Below are 19,919 nucleotides of genomic sequence, written 5' to 3'. Positions count from 1 at the left end.
ACTTGAAACCGCCATCGCCTGTCCATGATCAAACGCGTCCTTGTCGCCAATCGCGGTGAAATCGCCCTGCGCATCATCCGCGCCTGCCGGGAACTCGATATCGAATCCGTCGCCGTCTATTCCGAGGCCGACGTGGATTCCATGCACGTCCACCTTGCCGACGAGGCCGTCTGCATCGGCCCGGCCTCGAGCAAGGAAAGCTACCTGAAGCCGGACCGCATCATCGCCGCCGCGGAGATCACCGAGGCGGACGCGATCCACCCCGGCTACGGCTTCCTTTCGGAGAACGCCCGCTTCGCGGAGATCTGCGAGAGCTGCAACATCAAGTTCATCGGGCCCTCGGCGAAGGTGATCTCGATGATGGGTGACAAGGCCACCGCCCGTGCCACCGCCATCGCCAATGGCGTGCCGATCACCCCCGGCTCAGAGATCCTGGCCGACGAGAAGGAAGGCCTCGCCGAAGCCAAGCGCATCGGCTTCCCGGTCATGATCAAGGCCACCGCTGGCGGCGGCGGTCGCGGCATGCGTCCCTGCTTCAGCGCGGAGGAATTCTCCGCCCTCTACAAGGCCGCCTCGAACGAGGCGCTCGCCGCCTTCGGTAATGGCGACTGCTACCTCGAGAAACTCGTGCTGAATCCGCACCACGTGGAGTTCCAGGTCATCGCGGACACGCACGGCAATTTCATCCAGCTCGGCGAGCGCGACTGCTCGATGCAGCGCCGCAACCAGAAGATCATCGAGGAATGTCCCTCGCCGCTGCTGAGCCCGGAGCTCCGCGCGCGCATGGCGGAGGCCTCCGTCGCCCTGATCAAGAACATCGGCTACGAGAACGCGGGCACCATCGAGTACCTCGTCGATGACAAGGGCGAGAACTTCTACTTCATGGAGATGAACACCCGCATCCAGGTGGAGCATCCCGTGACGGAGGAAGTGATGGGCTGCGAGCTGATCAAGGAGCAGATCCGCATCGCCTCCGGCGACCCGCTGTCCGGCCACGTCCTGAATGCCGTACCGCGCGGCCACTCGATCGAGTGCCGCATCAATGCGGAGGATCCCTTCAACAATTTCTGCCCCAGCCCGGGCAAGATCGACATGTGGTATGCCCCGGGTGGCAAGGGCGTGCGCGTGGATACCCACGTCTACTCCGGTTACACCGTCCCGCCGAACTACGATTCGATGATCGCCAAGCTCATCGTCACCGGCGCGAACCGCGAGATCGCCATCGCCCGCATGAAGCGCGCGCTTGGCGAGTTCATGATCCGCGGCATCAAGACCACGATCCCCTTCCAGCAGGAGATCATCGCCCACCCGGACTTCATCTCGGGCAACTACGACATCGGCTGGGTGGCCCGCTATCTGGAAGAGCGCAAGGGCTGATGACCCTGCACGGCCAGCTCTACGCCATCCTCGATCTCGGATACGTCCGCGCGGAGGATGCCGTCCCCGTCACCCGCTCGCTTCTGGCGGGCGGCGCGTCCTTGCTGCAACTCCGTGCCAAGGGACATGCCGAGCCGGAGATCGAGGCGCTCGCCCGCCAGCTCCTGCCGCTCTGCCGTGAGGCGGGCGTGCCTTTCATCGTGAACGATTTTCCGGCCATCGCCGCGTCGGTCGGGGCCGATGGCATTCACATCGGCCAAGACGACGGCAGCCTTGCGGACGCCCGCGCCATCGTCGGGCCGGACATGATTGTCGGGCGCTCCACCCACTCTCCGGAGCAGGCACGTGCCGCCCTTGAGGAAGGCTTCGATTACATCGGCTTCGGGCCGCTCTTCCCCACACCGACCAAGCTCGGCCGTCCCGGCATCGGCATGGAGAATATCCCCGGCGTCATGGAGGCCGTAGGCTCCCGGATTCCCGTTTTCTGCATCGGCGGCATCAAGCGCTCGAACCTGCCAGAGGTCCTCGCGGCCGGGGCCCGGAACCTCGTGATCGTCTCGGATCTCCTGCAAGCTCCGGATGTTGAAGCTGCCACCCGCGAGCTCGCCACCGTGCTTGCAGCGCATTGATGCCGCGTTTTTTCTGGCCCAGCCCCACCCCTCTCGAATCATTACCACCATGTCTGCACCGCTGCCCATCGTCGTCGGAGGAACCATCGCCATCGATAATGTAAAGACCCCCGTCTCGGACGAGGTGAACCTCCTCGGCGGCTCCGCGGCTTATGCGGCACTCGCGGCTTCCTTCTACCACGCTCCGGTCCACCTGGTGGGTATCGTCGGGAAGGACTTCCCGCCGGAACACCTCGCCATGCTGGAGTCGCGCGGCATCACCTTGGATGGCGTCGAGCGCTCGGAAGGCGACTCCTTCACCTGGTCCGGCGAGTACTTCAACAACATGAACCAGCGGGTCACGCATCGCGTCGGCCTGAACGTGCTGGAGAGCTGGCAGGTCAAGGTGCCCGCACCGATCAACGAATCGAACTTCGTGGTGCTGGCGAACATGTCCCCGGACAACCAGCTCGAGATGCTGGCCCAGTGCCAATCCACCAGCCGCTTCGTCATCGCGGACACCATGGACCTCTGGATCGAGATCGCGAACGAGCGCCTCCACGACGTCCTCAAGCAGATCGACCTTTTCGTCATCAACGACAGCGAGGCCCGCGAGTTTACCCGCACCAATAACCTGCTCCAAGCCGGGCGCATGATGTTGGAAAAGGGACCCGAGCACGTGGTGATCAAGCTCGGCGAGTATGGTGCCATGCTCTTCTCCGGCGGGGGCCAGCAGTTCTTCCGCTCGCATGCCTATCCTCTGGAGGAGGTCCTCGATCCTACCGGGGCGGGGGACAGCTTCCTTGGCGCGCTTGCAGGCTACTTGGCGGCCAAGGGCTCCGTGACGCCCGATTTTGCGACCTTGCGCGATGCCGTTGTCCACGGCTCGGTGTTGGCTTCGTTCACTTGCGAGGCCTTCTCCACCCGTCGCCTCGAAGCGCTTGATGCGCAGGCGCTCGCCGGGCGTATGGAGCACTTCCGCAGCGTCACCGTTTGGTGAAGGGGCTCCGGCCCGGGTTAGCGTTTTTTTTACGGATGGAAGCCGCAGAAATGGCCAAACCCTTAAAATGCGGATGATTTTTTTGGAATCACCTTCAATGGCGGATTTTGAGGCCGATATATCCGGCTCCCTCACCATTGGCTGCGTAGTCTTACTTGCTGAGAATGCTCGGAGTTACGCAGATTGACGACTCCACCAGAATTTCCTTGCTGAGACCCCGGCAATGAACGTGAATGCCATGAATGAGTGAAAAAGCCTCGGAAGAAGTGCGCCCCGTCACGGGGATGTCACGATCGACTGCGGTTTTTTTCTCGACGGAACCGAAAACCGAACCTAAACCCAGACTCGTCATGAAACCAATTACCTCTTTTGCGCTTCTTGCTGCAATCGCCGCTACCATCGGCGCAGCTAATGCCGCCGCCACCGACCCGGTGGGTTACATCACTACGACCATCAACGCGAACGTCAGCGGCACTCCCGCAGGTTCCGCGACCTTCGTGGCGCCGTCGCTGGTTGCCCCGTCTGATTTCGCTGGCGCTTCGACCGCGTCGCCTTCTGGTGGCACCACTATTACTTTCGCAAGCGGTGTTCCTGTGGGTCTGGACGGTGCTTCCATGCTTGAGATTACTTCCGGGGCATCGGAAGGATGGTGGACCACGGTTGTGAGTTCCACCGCAACCACTATCACGGTTGCTGACGCCTTCCCTGCTGGTCTCGCGGCCAATACCTCTGTTGCGGTTCGCAAGTTCAACACTCTCGACAGCGTCTTTGGTGCTAACAACTCCGCTGGCCTGACTCCTTTTAATGGCACTACTCCGGCCGATGAAATCCAGATCCTCGATCCGGTGACTCAAGCCGCTACTGCTTACATCTATGTTGGTGGCGCTTGGACCAACATTGTGACGGAAGAGCCTTCTGGCTCCGCGATCATTCACCCCGGGACTTCCGTTCTGGTGATTCATCACGCTAACACGGCTCTTTCCTTGGTGACCTCCGGTAGTGTCAAGACCACGAAGACCCAAGTTGACGTATATCCATCCGACAACTGGCTCGGACAACCGAATCCGACCGGTGGCACTCTCGGCACGCTGACGCTTGCGCCCCAGATCCTTACTAACGACAACGTCTTGCTCACCCGCCCCGACCCGGGCACTGGCCAGCCGACCGATACATTTGTTGCCGTCGCGGGCACGATGTATAATGCTGTGACGGAAGAGCCATCAGACAGTGAGCCGGTTGTTGAAGGAAGTGGCTATGTTCTGCGCCGTCTGCCGGCCGATGCTGCATCGACCATCACCATTCCTGCTCAGCTTATCGCCCAGTGATCTAGTTCTGTATTATTCCCTCCGTCTAACCTAACTTATGAAAGCACTTGCATTAATCATCGGCGTCGCGTCGCTTATCGCTTCGGCTCAGGCTGCAACCATTGCCGTAATCCGAGGCACTGGCAACCCCGGCGTAATCGCCGCGGTGGAAGGCACTGCCCTCAGCGCTGGTGGCTACTCGATCTCCATCGGCACGTTCACAAATACTTTGGGAGCGACGGAGGAGCCTCTGATCACCAGCACTGAGTCTCTACAGGCTGCGATCGCATCTTTTGATACCTTCGCTACGCTTACTGCCCCCACCTCTGGTGCAACTCAGGGCACGATCACCGGTCAGTTCACCTCCTTGGGTGGTGCAGATCCGAACGTGTTCAACCTGAAGCCCATTTACTTCTTGGTTGGTAACGGTGCTACTATTGCTACATCCACTCATGTCTCGATTTTTAGGCTGACCACTCCTACTGCCTTCCCTGCAAACGTTGCTGCTGCAGGTAGCACGAACGCCACGATCGCGAACGGGGCGGCAATCACGGTGGTGGGCACCGCTGGCGTTGTTAATGGCAATAACCTCGGCCTTGTAGCTGTTCCGGAGCCGTCCGCTTCGGTGCTCTTGGGCCTGCTTGGTGTGGCGGGTCTGATCCGCCGCCGTCGCTAATTGCTAGCAGCTAGAGCAGTTCAATAAGCGGGTGAAGCTCTTTGGGCTTCACCCGTTTTCTTTTGTGTGGATAACGGAGTCATAAAGGAGGCCGCTAGTGTCCAGTTTCTCTGTCTTCACCTGAAACGCCCTCCTTATACTGAGAGCGCTACTCGGGTTGCTTGCTGCAATCATCGCTCTCGCCGCCAGCTCTATCCAAGCGGCCACGATCACCGTGATTTTGAGTTCAGGCAATCCGGGTGAATCGGCAGCCTCCTGACAGCAGGCCTTTCTCGGATGGTGGCTATGTTGTGGCGATAGGGTGGATCCGAGTGTCTTTAACCTCAAGCCGATCTACTTCATGGTGGCGACCGGGATACCATCGCAAACTCGGGTCAGATCGCGATTTTCAAACTGAGCTCGAATAGTTTTCCCGCGAACATGGCAGCTGCAAGCTCTTCGATAGCAAGCATTCCAGACGGTGCCGCGATTTCGGTGCTAGGGACTTCTGGCCAAGTCGTAGGCAACACTTCGATCTTGGGAGTTTCTGAACCCTCAACCGTGGTTCTCTTGGGTCTTCTCGGTGCGATCGGCCTCATCCGCCTTCGCTAACCGCTTCTCTTCGTATCGCCTCGTGTTGCATCTCCAGGCAAAGCAAGAAGGGTGAAAACCCCGCTTTTCCTATCCTCTGTTATGGGGTTGGCCTTTCCCATCGATTCTATCCGCGCAGCGACGATTGCCGTATCCCGCGTATGGTGGAGGGCGACTACCATATTGCCGTAGGCACTTTTGCTGATGCCTTCGACATGACTCAGCGGCCCGCTGCCCAAGCTCTCTCGATACCGGCTGATCGAGGTAGGCGCTTAGAAGGCTGGATCGCGGTCTTCGGATCTCCCAGTCTCCGCCCATGCGCAAGCTGGTTGCCCTGCTTTTCTCCCTGCTCCCGGCATCATGGCTATCAGCAGAGGAGGCCGGTTGGGACTACCGGCTCGCCCGTCAGTTCTCGGGCCGGGTGGGGGAGGCGGAGAAGTCGCTGGAGGAGATCCGCGCCGCCTTGCCTGCCCTGCCCTTCGTTCCGGTGGCGGATCAGGGTGGCACCGGCGGCTTCGCCAGTCTGCACCTGAAGGCGGAGCCCGATCAGGAGGCGGGCCACTCGGTCACGATCCGTTTTGCCACTCCGTCGCCGGTCGACCTCGTGGCGCTGGTCCCGGCTCGACGTTACGCGGTTCAGGGTTTGGAACCCCAATTCGGCATGCCGGATTCTTTCGCGGTGGATCTCCTCGATGCCGAGGACAAGCCGATCGCCCGCATTGCGGATGAGACAAATCTTTGGGCGGATCCTGTCCGAGCCGGTCACCCCTTCATCTTCCCGGTGAATCCCCCGATGGAGGCGGCAGGACTCCGGATCTCCGCCCGGAGCCTGAAGCCGGCGCCCGATATCTCGGATAGCCCGGAGGTATCGAATAGCTTCGTCCACGCTTGGGCGGAGGCGTTTGCGTTCTCCGGAGACAGGAATCTCGCCCAAGGCAGCGTGGTCGAGCTCTTCGGCGGCTCCCCACTGCCGGCTCCCTGGCAGTGGGCGAATGAATTTCTCGTCGATGGTCTCACCACGCTCGGCCTCCCGGAACTCCCCGCCGGTGCTCACCAAAATGTCGGCTGGATGTCCGAGCCGAAGGATACCGCGAACGAAGGGGTTTGGATCGAGGTCGATCTCGGCCAGGTGCGTGAGTTCGATGGCCTGCGCTTCTTCCCGGCCAAGCGGCCGATGTCCGACCTGCCGAGCGGCTTCGGCTTCCCCCGGCGCTTCACGGTATCCGCCAGCTCTCCCGCCGCTACCGAACCGGGGGCCAAGACCCCCATGGAGATCGGGAACCCGGGACACAACCCCGTGGTCGTATCCTTCGATCGCCGCAGCGGCCAGCGGGTGAGGGTCGAGGTTACCCAGCTCTGGAAGGCCTTTGAAAACTACCCGGCCTTCGCCGCGCTTAGCGAGGTGGAGGTGTTGGATGGAGAGAAGAATATCGCCATTGGTGCGCCCGTCCGGGCGGCTGGCGGCATGGGCACGGTCTTCGGCTCTGGCTCGCAATATTGGAGCGCCGCCAGCTTGACCGATGGCTTCGGCCCGGATGGGAAGATCGTCTCGCAGCGCGAGTGGCTTCTCGCCCTAGGCCACCGTCTCTCCCTGGAGCAGCGGCAGCATGCCCTGCGTGAGGAGATCCGCGAGACCGTTGCCCTGTGGCGGCGCGGCGGGTTGATCGTTGCCGGGATCTTCGGCGGCCTCGGGCTCGTCCTGCTGGTGGCCCTGCCGATCCGCTACCGCCTGCGGGAGAAGCGCCAGTTGGTCGAAGTGCGGGAGCGCATCGCCGGCGACCTGCATGACGAGGTGGGCAGTAACCTTGGCAGCATCCAGATGTTCGCGGACCTCGCGGAAAGCCATGCCGGTCCTTCGAAGGAGCTGAAGCGGATCCAGCGCATCGCCGCGGAGACCGTCAGCGCGGTGCGGGACATCGTGTGGCTGCTCCGTCCGCAGGGCGATCACCGCATCGCCACCGTCGAGCACCTGCGGGAGACTTGCTCGATCATGCTGGAGCCGCACGATTGGAAGTTCACCGCGAACGAGGCGGCATGGCAGTGCGAGATGTCGGACGATGCCAATCGCCACCTCTTCCTCTTCTTCCGCGAGGCCCTGCACAATATCCTGCGCCATGCGAATGCCTCGCAGGTCGCCATCCACATCGAGTGCGATCCGGCGCACTTCCGCCTCCGCGTGAGTGATGACGGCAGTGGGATCACCCCGGAGAAGATGGCGCGGCCCTCCACGCTGCGGGCGCTCCGAAAGCGCGTGGAGGCCTTGGGCGCTGGCTTCGAGGTCAACAGCGAGCCGGGAAAAGGCACCGTGCTCGATCTGGACATCCCCTTGGGTGGCAAGAAAACCGGGCGGCTCGCCAAGCCGAAGCCGTGATTGCGGTGCTGCCGGATTGGTCGTATGAGTGACCCGTTGACCGGAGACCTCCAGACCAAAGCCGCCACCGACAAGAAGGCGATCCGCCTGATCCTGATCGAGGACCACGCCGACTTCCGCGAGTCCGTGTCCATGGTGCTGACCGAGCGCGGCTATAGCTGCGTCGGGGAGTTCTCCACCATGGAGGACGCCATCGAGGCGATCCGTGGCGGCTTGGAGGCGGATCTTGTTCTTTCCGATCTCGGTCTGCCCGGCATGAGCGGCGTGGAGGGGATCAAGAAAGTGCGCGAACTTCTTCCTCTCGTGCAGGTGCTCGTGCTGACCGCCTTCACCGACAAGGCGAAGGTTTTCGCCGCTCTTGAAGCGGGGGCCCACGGCTACTTGGTGAAAGCCGGCAGCGCCACCCGCCTGATCGCGACGCTGGAGGAAGTCTTGGCCGGAGGCACCCCCTTGGACCCGAAGATCGCGGGAATGATCCTGCAGACTTTCCGCCAGCTCAGCCCGATTCCTGCCGCCGAAACGCTGTCCGCCCGCGAGTCGGAGGTGCTCCAGCTTTCCGCCAAGGGCCTCACCCGCCAGGAGGTCGCGGACAAGCTCGGCCTCAGCCAGCATTCGGTCACGGAATACATCAAGCGCTGCTTCGATAAGCTTCACGTGCGCAACCTTCCGGCCGCCGTGAGTGAGGCAATTCGCCGCGGATTGCTCGATTTGTCCTGAGTTTTCGGGGTGATTTTATTGATTAATCAATGGGTTAGGTCTGTGTCCCAAATCTTAGGGACAAGACAAATCCCGCCGATTGTGCGATTCCTTCATTGTCCGCGGGCTGGTAACCCTCGACCGATTTCATGACGAAATGATGGGGCCGCACGAGTGTGCGGCCCTTTTCGTTTGCCGGGAGGTCCTCCCCCGGGGCTTGTCCCAAATCTTGGGGACAAGACAGGATTGCCGGATCCTGCCATACCTATACCCGTCGGCGGGCTGGTAACCCCCGAAACTGATTTCATGACGAAATGATCGGGGCCGTGCGAGTGCACGGCCCCGCTTCGTTTCCGGGAGAAGGCTTTCCCGGGGTGTCCCAAATCTTAGGGACAAGACAGACTTGCCGGATTCTGCCATACCTACACCTGTCGGCGGGCTGGTAACCCTCGACTGATTTCATGACGAAATGATGGGGCCGCACGAGTGTGCGGCCCCTTTCGTTTGCGCGGACGAAGCGCGAAGGCCTCGTAGGGCACTCTCTAACAAGGGGTTCCGTGCAACTCGAGAGCGGGTTTCCGGAGATAGGGCTCCGGAGCAGGCCTTACATCCTCGTGAATTGACCGTCCTGCCGGAACGGGCGATTCTCATTCCGATGAACCTTCCACCCAAGCGCTCTTCTTGGATCTCCCGCACCGGCTCGACCAAGGGCGAGAAGAATGCCCAAGGCAGCGCGAACGAGGAAGAGGTTTTCAGCGACTTGGATAGCCCGCAGGCCGTCCCGCCAAAGCCCGATGGCCCTACATTGCCGGCCTATCAGGCGCCCTCGCGATCCAGCGCAAATACCGGCGCGGACAGCTCGATCGAGAAGATCGCCGCCGAGCTCACCAGCTTGCTCGGGCCGGGCAAGGTCTCCATCCGCCCTGCCGATCTGGAGGCCCACGCCGCGGATAAATGGTATGCGCGCCAGTTGCCGGATATCGTCGTCTTCGCCGAATCCACGCAGGATGTCTCGAAGACCCTGCGCTTCGCTTCCAAGCTCAGCATCCCGGTCACCACGCGCGGTGCCGGCTACGGTTATGTGGGCGGCTGCGTCCCGGTGGAGGGCGGCATCGCCCTCTCGGTGGCGCGGATGAAAAAGATCATCGAGCTGAACCCCGCCGATGGCGTGGCGGTGGTGCAGCCCGGCGTCATCACCGGAGATCTCCAGCAGGCGGCGCATGCTGTCGGCTGGGACTACCCACCGGACCCGGCCTCGCTGAAGGATTGCTCGATCGGGGGTAACGTCGCCACGAATGCCGGCGGTCCCCGCTGCCTCAAGTACGGCGTCACCCGCCACTACGTCCTCGGCCTGGAGGTCGTGCTGGCGGATGGCCGTGTGCTGCGCTGCGGCGGCCGCGTCCACAAGAATAAGACCGGCTTCGATCTCTGCGGCCTTTTCACCGGCTCGGAGGGCATGCTCGGCGTCGTCACGGAAGTGACCCTGCGCCTGATTCCCAAGCCTCCCGCGCGGGCGATGCTCGCCGCGGTCTTCCCGGATTTTCCCGCCGCCGCCGCCGCCGTGCAGCGGATACTGAATCGCGGGCACCTTCCCTCCGCGCTGGAGATTACCGATGGCTTCACCCTGGCCGCCGCGCGTCGCAAGCTCGGGCCGGATTCCCTTCCGGAAGGCCAGGCCCACCTGATGGTGGAGGTCGATGGTCGCCCCGTCGCCGTGGAGAGCGAGTCGGCGGAGCTTGATACACTTCTTCACGAGCTTGGTGCCACCCGCGTGGACCGCGCTACCACCGAGCAGCAGTGCGAAGCCCTCTGGCAGCTCCGCCGCGAGTTCTCCTTCTCTCTCCGCGATACCGGGCTCACCAAGCTCAACGAGGACATCGTCGTTCCCCGTTCCGCCTTGGTCGATCTGGTGGATTTCGCGCGACGCATGGAAGAGGACACCGGCATCCCGGTTGCCTGCTTCGGCCACGCGGGAGACGGGAACATCCATGTGAATCTCATGGTCGCGAATTTCGATGACCCGCCGGTGCGGGAGAAGGCGGAACACGCGCTCGACCAGCTCTTCGCCTGGATCCTCGACCACGGCGGCGCCATCACCGGCGAGCACGGCGTCGGCATCGCCAAGAAGCCATGGATCAAGCAAGCCCTCGGTGAGGTCTCTTTCGATGTCCATCTCGCGCTCAAGGATGCGCTTGATCCCCAAGGCCTGCTCAATCCCGGCAAGTTCCTGGACTGAGAGCCGTTCCGAAATCGCCGCCGGATTCTCATTGAATCCCGCCCGTCCTTGCCTTCAACCTGATAGGGAACCAACTATCACCGGGCTATGGGACTCATGGATTTCATCAAGGGCGAGCTTCTCGAAATCATCGAGTGGCAGGACGATTCGCGGGACACCATCGCATGGCGTTTCCCGGATGATGACAAGGCGATCAAGAACGGCGCCCAGCTCATCGTGCGCGAGAGCCAGACCGCGCAGTTCCTCTATCTCGGGCAGTTCGGGGATACCTTCGGTCCGGGCAAGCACACGCTGGTCACGGATAACATTCCCGTTCTCACCCGCATCAAGGGCTGGAAGTATGGCTTCCAGAGCCCCTTCAAGGCGGACGTCTATTTCGTCAACACCCGCCTCTTCACCGGCAACAAGTGGGGCACCGCGAACCCGATCATGCTGCGCGATGCCGATCTGGGCATCGTCCGCGCCCGCGCCTACGGCACCTACGATTTCAAGGTGGTGAACGTGCAGACCTTCCTGAAGGAAGTGGCCGGCTCCGACCATGACTTCCGCGTGGATGAATTCGCGGACACCATGCGCTCCCGCGTGGTCAGCATTTTCTCGGATGCGCTGGCGAACGCGCACGTGCCGGTCTTCGACGTGGCCACCCGCTACACCGAGCTCGGCGATGCGCTACTACCTCTGATCAACCCGGTGATCTCAGCCAAGTACGGCATCGAGGTGGCCTCCTTCATTGTCGAGAACGTCAGCGTCCCGCCCGAAGTGGAGGAAGCGATCGATAAGCGCTCCGCGATGTCCGCCATCGGTAATCTGAACGACTACGTGAAGTACCAGATGGGGCAGGGGATGGCCGCGGGCGGCGGAGCCGGTGGTGGTGCCGCCGGCATGGCCAGCGAACTCGCCGTCGGATTCGCCGTCGCGAAGGAACTCATGCAGCAGGGCGGTCTTTCCGGCGGTGCTCCGCCGCCGCTTCCGGGGGCCGCACCCGCAGCAGTGGCGGCAGCCCCGGTGAATCCTGACGTGCTGGATCCCGCCACGGTCGCCCGCATGCTCGGGGTCTCCGAGGCGGACGTGATGGCGGAGATCGAATCCGGCAGCCTGGCCGCCAAGAAGATCGGCTCCAGCTATCGCGTCACCCGCGCCGCGCTCGATGCCTTCCTCGCCCACTGAAATCGTGGCCGCGCGGGGGCGATCCGCCCCGGCATCGTGACATGGAACATCCCGAGTCACCGGAATCTCCGGACGAAAGCGCCGCGCCGATCGAGGTGCCGCCGAAGCGCATACCCCCCGCCATGCCCGAACAGCGCGGTGTGGCGGCGGAGGTGCGTTCGATGGAGCGCCACGTCTGCCCGGAATGCGGTGGCAAGGCGGAGTGGGATCCGGGCAAGGCTGAGCTGGTATGCCCTTACTGCGGCACCCATTTCCCGCGCCTCGGCCCGCCGCCGCTGCCGGATGCCATCGTCGAGCACGACCTCGACCAAGCCCTCGTTGACTTGGGCGATAAGGGCCGCAGCGTGGACACTTCCACCCGCCGCGTGCAGTGCAACAACTGCCACGCCGTGCTCGTCCGTAGCGCCGAGACCGTGGCCCAGCATTGCGACTTCTGCGGCTCCCCCGAGCTTCTCGACTACCAGGACATCGACAGCCCGATCACGCCGGAGTCCCTGCTGCCCGCCGTCGTCTCGAAGGAGACCGCCTATCACTCGCTGAAGAAGTTCCTCGGCGAGCGATGGTTCGCCCCGAACGACCTCAAGCGCCGCAATCTGATCGATCGCATCCATCGGGTCTACCTGCCCTATTGGACCTTCGATTCCTCTGCCGAGTGCCCGTGGACCGCGGATAGCGGCACCTACTATTACGTCACCGTCCGCGACCGGGATGCGAATGGCAATACGGTCACGCGCCAGGAACGCCGCATCCGCTGGCGGCCTGCCAGCGGCCATGTTTCCACCTGGTTCGATGACATCGTCGTCTCCGGCTCCCGCGGTCTCGATATCGATCTGCTCCGCCGCCTCGAGCCCTTCCCGACCAAGGACCTCGTGCCCTACGAAACGCGCTATGTTTCCGGCTGGCAGGTGGAGCATTATCAGGTCCCCTTGCTCGATGCCGCGCGCCTCGGCTTCGGCACCATGGAAGGGATCCTCCGCGAGATGTGCGGCCGCGAAGTCCCGGGCGACACCTATCGCAATCTCCAGATCCGCCCGTCCTTCAGCGACAAGACCTTCAAGCACATCCTCGTGCCCATCTGGTTGCTCGCCTACCAATATCGCGGCAAGACTTGGCAGGGAGCCGTGAACGCCGTCACCGGCACCACCCACGCCCGCTTCCCCCTCAGCCCGTGGAAGATCGCCTTCGTCACCTTGCTGGTGATTCTGGTGATCGCGGTGATCGTCTTGGTCGCAGGCGGACGATAGTCAGCCCTCAAGGCTTGTCGCCCCCGCCAAGCGACCGCACCTTTGCAAGGTCTTGCGCATCGACATCCTCACCCTCTTCCCCGAGATCGCGCTGGCTCCCCTGAGTGAGAGCATCATCCAGCGCGCCCGTGCCGCAGGCTTGGTGGAGATCCATGCGCACAACATCCGCGACTGGTCCACCGACAAGCACCGCCGCACGGACGACACGCTCTGCGGCGGAGGCCAAGGTATGCTGATGATGCCGGGACCAATCTTCGCCGCCATCGAAGAACTCCGCAGGCCCGAGACTAAGATCATCCTGATGACCCCGCAGGGCCGCGTCTTCAAGCAGGCCATCGCGCGCGAACTCTCGGAAGCGCAGCACCTCATCCTCCTCTGCGGTCACTACGAAGGAGTGGACCACCGCGTCATCGAAAGCCTCGTCGATCTCGAACTCTCCATCGGCGATTACGTCCTCACAAATGGAGCCATCGCCGCTGCCGTTGTCACCGATGCCATCGTGCGCCTTCTCCCCGGTGCTCTCGGCGATGAACGCTCGCACCAGGATGAATCCTTCTCGGATCCGAATCTCCTCGAAGCACCCGCCTACACCCGCCCGATCGACTTCCGCGGCATGAAAGTCCCTGAGGTTCTGACCTCCGGTCACCATGCGAAGATAATCAAGTGGAAGCAGGAGAAAGCCCTCGAACGCACGCGCGCGAATCGTCCCGACCTACTCGGCGAGTAGGCGCCCCCGGTGAAGGATTCGTCACGCATGCAGGGGCATTCTGCATGAGTAGAAACAAAGCGGACGAAATTGCTTAAGTCTGATTAAATATCGCTTTGTCCTGAGTAGTTGTTGCGTTACGACTCGCAACGAACCTGAACTCACCTTTTACAATGAAGCGCATTCCGACACCGATTTGGATGAGTCTCGCCGTGGCCATGAGCCCCATCGTCAAAGGCGAAGAGAAGCCTGCCGCCCCTGCCCCGGCGGCCGCTGACGCCTTCACCGGCCTGCAGAAGCATTTCGAGGCCATGAACTCCGCCATCACCGATGCACGCAAGGAGGCCGCCGATGTGGCCGGCCAGCGCGATGCCGCCGTGAAGGAGACCGAGGCCGTTCGCCAAGCAAAACAACAACTCGAGGGACAACTCTCCGCCCTGCGTAAGCAGCTTGAGAGTTCGAACCACGAAGTCTGGCAATGGAAAGACAAGGCCACCGTGCTCGAGCGCAAGCTCGGTGCCGGGGAGCAGGCCTTCCAGAAGCTCGCCGCCTTCCGCGATGAGATGAGCGTCGCCATGCAGGAATTCGGCGCCATCAAGTCCGACCTCAACAAAGTGCGCGGCGAGCTGCAGGCTCCCGCCGAACGCGTCGAGCTCAAGAAGGAGATCGCCACCTTGCAAGGAGCCCAAGCCGAAGTGCAGGGCAAGCTCGCCGCCGAGGCAAAAGCCCACGTGGAAAGCAAGCGTCTCCTCTCGGCCAGCGAAGGCCTCGTGAAAGAGCTCAAGAAGGGTTACGAGCAACTGAAAGCCAGCGCCAAGCAGCAGCTCGCCGAACTCGACAAGGCCCGGCAAGAGCGCGATGCCATCGCCCGCAACCTCGCCGTCTCCAACGAGTATCTCCAAGCCGCCCGCAACGAGTCGAACGGCCTGAAGGACGCCAAGGCAGTCGCCGAGAAGAACCTCGACGCGACCCGCGGTGAACTCGCCGCCACCCGCGATGCCCTCGCGAATCTGCAGAAGCAGTCCGCCGAACTCCGCTCCACCATGGAGCCGCTCAGCGCCGAGATTCAGGCCGTGAAGGACCAAGCCACCAAGGCCACCGCCATGATCCAGGAAGTCTCCTCCGCCCGCGACAAGTCCGAGCAGGCCCGCGCCGCGATGGAAAGCCAGCTCAAGGAAGTGAACGGCCAACTCGCTGCCGCCCTCGACCAGCAGAGCGGCCTGAAGCAGCAAGTCGCCACCAAGACCCAGGAAGTCGACGGTCTCCGCAAGAAGATCGAGGAGATGGAGAAGACCGCTGCCAACAAGCAGAAGGAAGAAGCCAAGCACGAGAGTGCCGGGCTCTGATCTCCGCCCCACGCATTGATTTCCCCGAGGCCGGACCTTGCAAGGGTCCGGCCTTTTTCGTGCTCTGATGTCCGACCCCCTTGCTGCACTTCTTGCAAGCACCGCTTGGCTTGCTAGCCTGAGGTGTGACCGCGCTTCTCCAGTTGGCCCCAGTCAGCGTTGAGGAATACCTCGACGGGGAAGACCTTTCGGAAGTGAAGCACGAGTACATCGGCGGGGCCGTCCATGCCATGGCCGGCGGCACCAATGACCATGCGGCCATTGCCGCGAATGCCATCGTCTCGCTGGGAGCGGCGCTTCGAGGCAAGTCCTGCCGCCCCTTCACCAGCGATGCCAAGGTCCGCATCGAGCTCGCCGATCAAACCCGCTTCTACTATCCGGATGCGCAGGTTGTGTGCAGACCCGGCCCTGGCGGAGAGCGCTTTCAAGAGAACCCGACGCTCGTGCTTGAGGTCCTGAGCGAATCGACCCGCCGCACCGATCTAGGCGAGAAGCGCGAGGCCTACCTCGCCATTCCCAGTCTCAAGGTACTTCTCATCGCCGAATCGGATCGACCCTACGTTCTGGTTTACCGCCGCCGTCCTCAGGGTGGGTTCGAGGTCGAAGAGTATTCAGATTCAGGCGCGATACTCCCCCTGCCTGAAATCGAAGCCGCGCTTCCCCTCGCCGATCTCTACGAAGGCCTCGACTTCTCCCGCATCTCCTGACGTTTCCGGTAGGCCCGCGGCGAGCGCCCCGTCAGCTTCTTGAAGACCCGCGAGAAGTAGGCCTCGTCGCAGAAGCCCAGCGTCCGGGCGATCTCCGCGGCTTTCATGTCCGTGGAGTCCAGCATCCGTGCTGCCAGATTCACCAGTTGCTGCCGGTGGTAGCGGTGCGGCGGTACCCCGGCATGATCGCGGAACTGCCGGCGGAAGCTTTCGTAGGCGATTCCCAATTCCTTCGCCACCTGCTCGGCATCCGTGCCCGGCCTCGCGAGCAGACGGCAGGCATCCGCAAACCATGCCGGTCCGCTGTGGCGGGATTCCATGTCGGGGTTGGATCCCTCCACCGCCGCCGCCAGTAGCGATTGGAACGAACACATCCGCGTCAGGGGCGCGGCTCTTTCATCCAGCACCGTCCCGCGGAATTCCTCCAGCCAGCGCTTCGGCTCTGCGAGCCGCCCCGTCGGCTGGTTCGGATCGAGCAGTCCTTGCTGCCGCCAGATTTCAAAGACCGGTCCCTCGAACATCACGTAAACCTCGTCCCAGCCTCCGGTGACCTGCGGTCCGTAGCAGTGTCCTAGCTCCGGGAAGACCAGCACCCAGTCACCCGCGCTCAGGCTCACGTTCCTCCCGCGTTCGTCCTCGTAGTGCCCTTCCCCGCGCGTCACTACCACCAGCGCATGTCGCCGCAGGTAGCGGTAGCGCGTCATCCGCCCGGTCGAATAGAGCACCTCGCCGATCTCGACGAGGCTACCCAAACGGGACTTCACCTGCTGCGACCAGATGTTCCATTGCCGTTCACTCATGGGAAAAGGGTCACCCGTTTTGGTGACTTACTGACCAAAAAGCACAAGTATTACCGTGATCGTTCAAGCGGGAGGAGTGAAAAGCCAAGGACTTCCCGCGTATCATCGCACTACGAGATGCACCGGATTCTCCAATTTCTTGTCCTGTCGAACCTGTCCCTCCAAGGGGCCGAAGAGCCGGTGGATTTCAACCGCGACGTCCGCCCGCTGCTGAACAAGAACTGCACCATCTGCCACGGCGGAGTGAAGCAGGCCGGGGAAGTCTCCTTCATCTTCCGGGAAGAAGCGCTGGGGAAGGGGGAGTCCGGCAAGACCGTGGTGGTTCCGGGCGATCCCGCCGCATCGGAAATGATGCGCCGGATCAAGAGCAGTGATCCGGATGAGAAGATGCCGCCTCCGGACGACCACCCGCACGGCTTGGAGCCCGACCAGATCGCCCTGCTCGAACGCTGGATCAAGGAAGGCGCGAAGTGGGGCGAGCACTGGTCCTTCCAGCAGCCGGAGGAACCGCCCGCCCCCGCGCTCAAGCAGGCGGAGTGGCCGAAGGCCGAGTTGGACAAGCACGTGCTCGCCAAGCTGGAGGCCGAGCGGCTCTCGCCCGCGCCGGAAGCCACGCCTGCCGAGTGGTTTCGCCGCGTCTCGCTCGATCTGACCGGCCTCCCTCCTTCGCTCGAGGAATGGGACGCTTTCCACCAGGCTGCTGCGGCCAATCCGCAGGCCGCCATGGAGGCGACCGCTGACCGCCTGCTCGCCTCGCCTCGCTTCGGCGAGCGCTGGGCCGCCATGTGGTTGGATCTAGCCCGCTACTCGGACACCACCGGCTTCGAGAAGGATCCGCACCGTGATATCTGGCCCTTCAGGGACTGGGTCATCCGCGCCTTCAATGCGGACATGCCCTTTGATCAGTTCACCATCAAGCAGCTCGCGGGCGATTTGTTGGAGAATCCGGCGCCGGACGACCTCGTCGCCACCGGCTTCCATCGGAACACGCAGAACAATACCGAGGGCGGCAGCGACGATGAGGAGTATCGCCTCGCCGCGGTCATGGACCGCACCAGCACTACTTGGACGGCGTGGAATGCCACCACCTTCGCCTGTGTGCAGTGCCACGCGCACCCCTACGATCCCTTCCCGCATGCGGACTATTACAAGTTCATGGCCTTCTTCGATAACACCGAAGACTCGGACCTGAACGGGGACTTCCCACGGACCAAGGTGGCCTCCGATCCGGCGCAACATGCCGCCACCCAGCGACTGGAAGTCGAGATCCGCAAGAACCGGGATGACATCAACAAGGCCGCGCTCGCCATCGCGAACAAGATCAGCGGCTGGACTCCGGTGAAGGCCACCTCATCGAAGGCTTCCGCCGGAACCGGAACACTCCGGCAGCAGGAAGACGGCACCTTCGTTGCCGGCGGCACCAATCCCACCAACACGGTTTTCACCATCGAGGTGCCCGCCATGCGGCTCGGTGTGCTGCGCGTCGATATCCTCCCCGGCAGCGATGATCCGGCGAAGTGGACCGAGTTCGGCGCGGTGATCACCAAGCTCGAGATCGACCGCGTGCTGGCGGATGGCACACGCCAGCCCGTGAAACTGAAGGAAGTGGTCAGCGACTTCATGGCCGGCCCCTTCGAGCCGAATGTTACGGTGCAGGGTGGGGGAGGAGGCTTCGGGGATTACCCGGTGCTGCGCGGCCCCCGGCACGGCTTCTTCGTCGTGGAGACCGTCGAGGATTCTCCGGCGGATGCCCGCTTCGAGATCCGTCTCAAGCACGGCGTGACTTGCAACGAGACCCAGGGCTGCGTACTGCGGAAGTTCCGCCTGTCGCTATCCTCGGACGAGCAATTGCCCGCCTTCGTGATGAGTCCCGAACGCGCCGCCGTGTGGACCAAGCATGGGGAACTCCAGCAGGCCTATCAAGCCGTCCCGGGCACCATGATGCCGGTCATGCAGGAACGCCATGGCGAGGCCACCCGTGATACCCGCCTCTTCATCCGGGGCAATCGCATGACGAAGGACCAGTCGGTCGCGCCTGCCATCCCCGCCATCACCGCGGCACCTCCGCCGAAGGAGGGTCGCCTCACCCGCCTCGATATGGCGCAGTGGCTGGTCGGGAAGGAGAATCCCTTGGCCGCACGCGTCTTGGCGAACCGTCTCTGGGCCGAACTTTTCGGGATCGGTATTGTGGAGACCCAGGAAGATTTCGGCAGCTCCGGCCTGCCGCCGGCGAATCAGCCCTTGCTCGATCACCTCGCGCTGCGCCTGCGCGATCATCACCAGTGGCACATCAAGCCTTTCCTGCGCGAGCTGGTACTATCCGCATCGTACCGGCAATCGTCCAAGGTGTCGCCCGTCGCTGCCAGTGCCGATCCCAAGAACCAGTGGGCCTCTCGCGGTCCGCGCCAGCGCCTCTCCGCGGAGATGGTCCGCGACCAGGCTCTACTTGTATCCGGCCTGCTCTCGCCGAAGTCCTTCGGCCCGCCGGTCTTCCCGCCGCAGCCGGAGGGCGTGTGGCGCTCCGTCTATAGCGGTGCCTCTTGGAAGACTTCGGAAGGCGAGGACCGCTACCGCCGCGCCCTCTACACCTATTCGAAGCGCACTAGCGGCTACCCCGCCTTCCTCACATTCGATGCCCCCACCCGTGATGTCTGCTCCGCCCGCCGCATCGCGACAAATACGCCCCTGCAGGCTCTCGTCACCCTCAATGACCCCGCCTACATCGAGTTCGCCCAGGCCTTTGCCAAGCGCATGGCCGGATCGACTCCGGAAGAGCGCATCGCGGCCGGTTATCGAATGCTCAAGCTTGAGGATGCGCCCGCGCCGGTCGTCGCCACGCTTGCCAAGCTCCATGCGGAAGCCCGTGCCGATTACGAAAAGACACCCGCCCAATCCGCCAAGCTCGCCGCTACCCCGGACGAAGCCGCGATGGTTCTCGTCGCGAATACGCTCCTGAACTCCGACATCGCGTTGAACCGCTAATGAAAGAGACACCCCATCAGAAAGCAGGGACGTCTCTCCGAGACGTCAGGCTTATGGCGGCCCGAACTGAGATCAATCGGTCGGACGATGGGAGCGACGCTCCCCGCCGGATCTTTCGGAGAAAGGTCC

15 protein-coding genes are annotated in these 19,919 nt (G+C 62.8%); 14 read left to right on the top strand and 1 reads right to left on the bottom strand.

Annotated features, from left to right (window positions below; all coding sequences use genetic code 11):
- The first annotated feature begins 24 nt into the window (after nucleotides 1-24).
- The 13 genes from accC (at nucleotide 25) to OJ996_RS06010 (ending at nucleotide 16,008) form a co-directional block, all read left to right on the top strand.
- Complete coding sequence (accC, locus tag OJ996_RS06070) at nucleotides 25-1,377, top strand: acetyl-CoA carboxylase biotin carboxylase subunit (RefSeq protein ID WP_264512272.1); 1,353 nt, start codon at nucleotides 25-27, stop codon at nucleotides 1,375-1,377.
- The gene (thiE, locus tag OJ996_RS06065) at nucleotides 1,377-2,006 is read left to right on the top strand and encodes a thiamine phosphate synthase (protein ID WP_264512270.1); all 630 of its coding nucleotides are present in this window, start codon (nucleotides 1,377-1,379) and stop codon (nucleotides 2,004-2,006) included. Before accC ends, thiE begins: the two co-directional genes overlap by 1 nt.
- 49 nt (nucleotides 2,007-2,055) lie before the next feature.
- Nucleotides 2,056-2,985, top strand: coding sequence for a PfkB family carbohydrate kinase (locus tag OJ996_RS06060; RefSeq protein WP_264512268.1), 930 nt, complete (start codon nucleotides 2,056-2,058; stop codon nucleotides 2,983-2,985).
- Between the two features lie 242 nt (nucleotides 2,986-3,227).
- Nucleotides 3,228-4,310 (top strand): hypothetical protein, encoded by a 1,083-nt coding sequence (locus tag OJ996_RS06055; RefSeq protein WP_264512265.1) that lies wholly within the window; start codon nucleotides 3,228-3,230, stop codon nucleotides 4,308-4,310.
- Nucleotides 4,311-4,347: 37 nt separating this feature from the next.
- Nucleotides 4,348-4,965: a PEP-CTERM sorting domain-containing protein gene (locus tag OJ996_RS06050; protein ID WP_264512263.1), complete on the top strand. Its 618-nt coding sequence runs from the start codon at nucleotides 4,348-4,350 to the stop codon at nucleotides 4,963-4,965.
- An 886-nt stretch (nucleotides 4,966-5,851) separates the two neighbouring features.
- A complete protein-coding gene (locus tag OJ996_RS06045; RefSeq protein ID WP_264512261.1) occupies nucleotides 5,852-7,906 on the top strand; it encodes a histidine kinase in 2,055 nt (684 codons plus the stop codon).
- Nucleotides 7,907-7,930: 24 nt separating this feature from the next.
- Nucleotides 7,931-8,623, top strand: coding sequence for a response regulator (locus tag OJ996_RS06040; protein ID WP_264512259.1), 693 nt, complete (start codon nucleotides 7,931-7,933; stop codon nucleotides 8,621-8,623).
- 634 nt (nucleotides 8,624-9,257) lie between these two features.
- Nucleotides 9,258-10,838, top strand: a complete 1,581-nt coding sequence (locus OJ996_RS06035) for an FAD-binding oxidoreductase (protein ID WP_264512256.1) — start codon at nucleotides 9,258-9,260, stop codon at nucleotides 10,836-10,838.
- An 87-nt stretch (nucleotides 10,839-10,925) separates the two neighbouring features.
- Entirely contained in the window at nucleotides 10,926-12,005 is a 1,080-nt protein-coding gene (locus tag OJ996_RS06030) for an SPFH and helix-turn-helix domain-containing protein (protein ID WP_264512254.1), read from the top strand.
- 41 nt (nucleotides 12,006-12,046) lie between these two features.
- On the top strand, nucleotides 12,047-13,249 hold the full coding sequence (locus tag OJ996_RS06025) for a TFIIB-type zinc ribbon-containing protein (RefSeq protein WP_264512252.1): 1,203 nt from the start codon (nucleotides 12,047-12,049) through the stop codon (nucleotides 13,247-13,249).
- Nucleotides 13,250-13,301: 52 nt separating this feature from the next.
- A complete protein-coding gene (gene trmD / locus OJ996_RS06020; RefSeq protein ID WP_264512250.1) occupies nucleotides 13,302-13,976 on the top strand; it encodes a tRNA (guanosine(37)-N1)-methyltransferase TrmD in 675 nt (224 codons plus the stop codon).
- A gap of 197 nt (nucleotides 13,977-14,173) precedes the next feature.
- Nucleotides 14,174-15,301 carry a coiled-coil domain-containing protein gene (locus tag OJ996_RS06015; RefSeq protein ID WP_264512248.1) on the top strand — a complete coding sequence of 376 codons (1,128 nt, stop codon included), beginning with the start codon at nucleotides 14,174-14,176 and terminating at the stop codon, nucleotides 15,299-15,301.
- Nucleotides 15,302-15,426: 125 nt separating this feature from the next.
- Nucleotides 15,427-16,008, top strand: coding sequence for a Uma2 family endonuclease (locus tag OJ996_RS06010; RefSeq protein ID WP_264512246.1), 582 nt, complete (start codon nucleotides 15,427-15,429; stop codon nucleotides 16,006-16,008).
- On the opposite strand, the gene OJ996_RS06005 is transcribed toward OJ996_RS06010, so the two are convergent.
- Nucleotides 15,975-16,808, bottom strand: coding sequence for a helix-turn-helix domain-containing protein (locus OJ996_RS06005; RefSeq protein ID WP_264512243.1), 834 nt, complete (start codon nucleotides 16,806-16,808; stop codon nucleotides 15,975-15,977). The two genes, OJ996_RS06010 and OJ996_RS06005, sit on opposite strands and share 34 nt — an antisense overlap.
- A gap of 117 nt (nucleotides 16,809-16,925) precedes the next feature.
- On the opposite strand from OJ996_RS06005, the gene OJ996_RS06000 reads away from it, so the two are divergent.
- Nucleotides 16,926-19,790, top strand: a complete 2,865-nt coding sequence (locus OJ996_RS06000) for a PSD1 and planctomycete cytochrome C domain-containing protein (RefSeq protein WP_264512241.1) — start codon at nucleotides 16,926-16,928, stop codon at nucleotides 19,788-19,790.
- Nucleotides 19,791-19,919 lie beyond the last annotated feature (129 nt).

The organism is Luteolibacter rhizosphaerae, assembly GCF_025950095.1.
GTDB classification, from domain to species: domain Bacteria; phylum Verrucomicrobiota; class Verrucomicrobiia; order Verrucomicrobiales; family Akkermansiaceae; genus Haloferula; species Haloferula rhizosphaerae.
The sequence above is the reverse complement of the archived record's forward strand: the minus strand, read 5'-3'. Positions and strand labels throughout refer to the sequence as shown.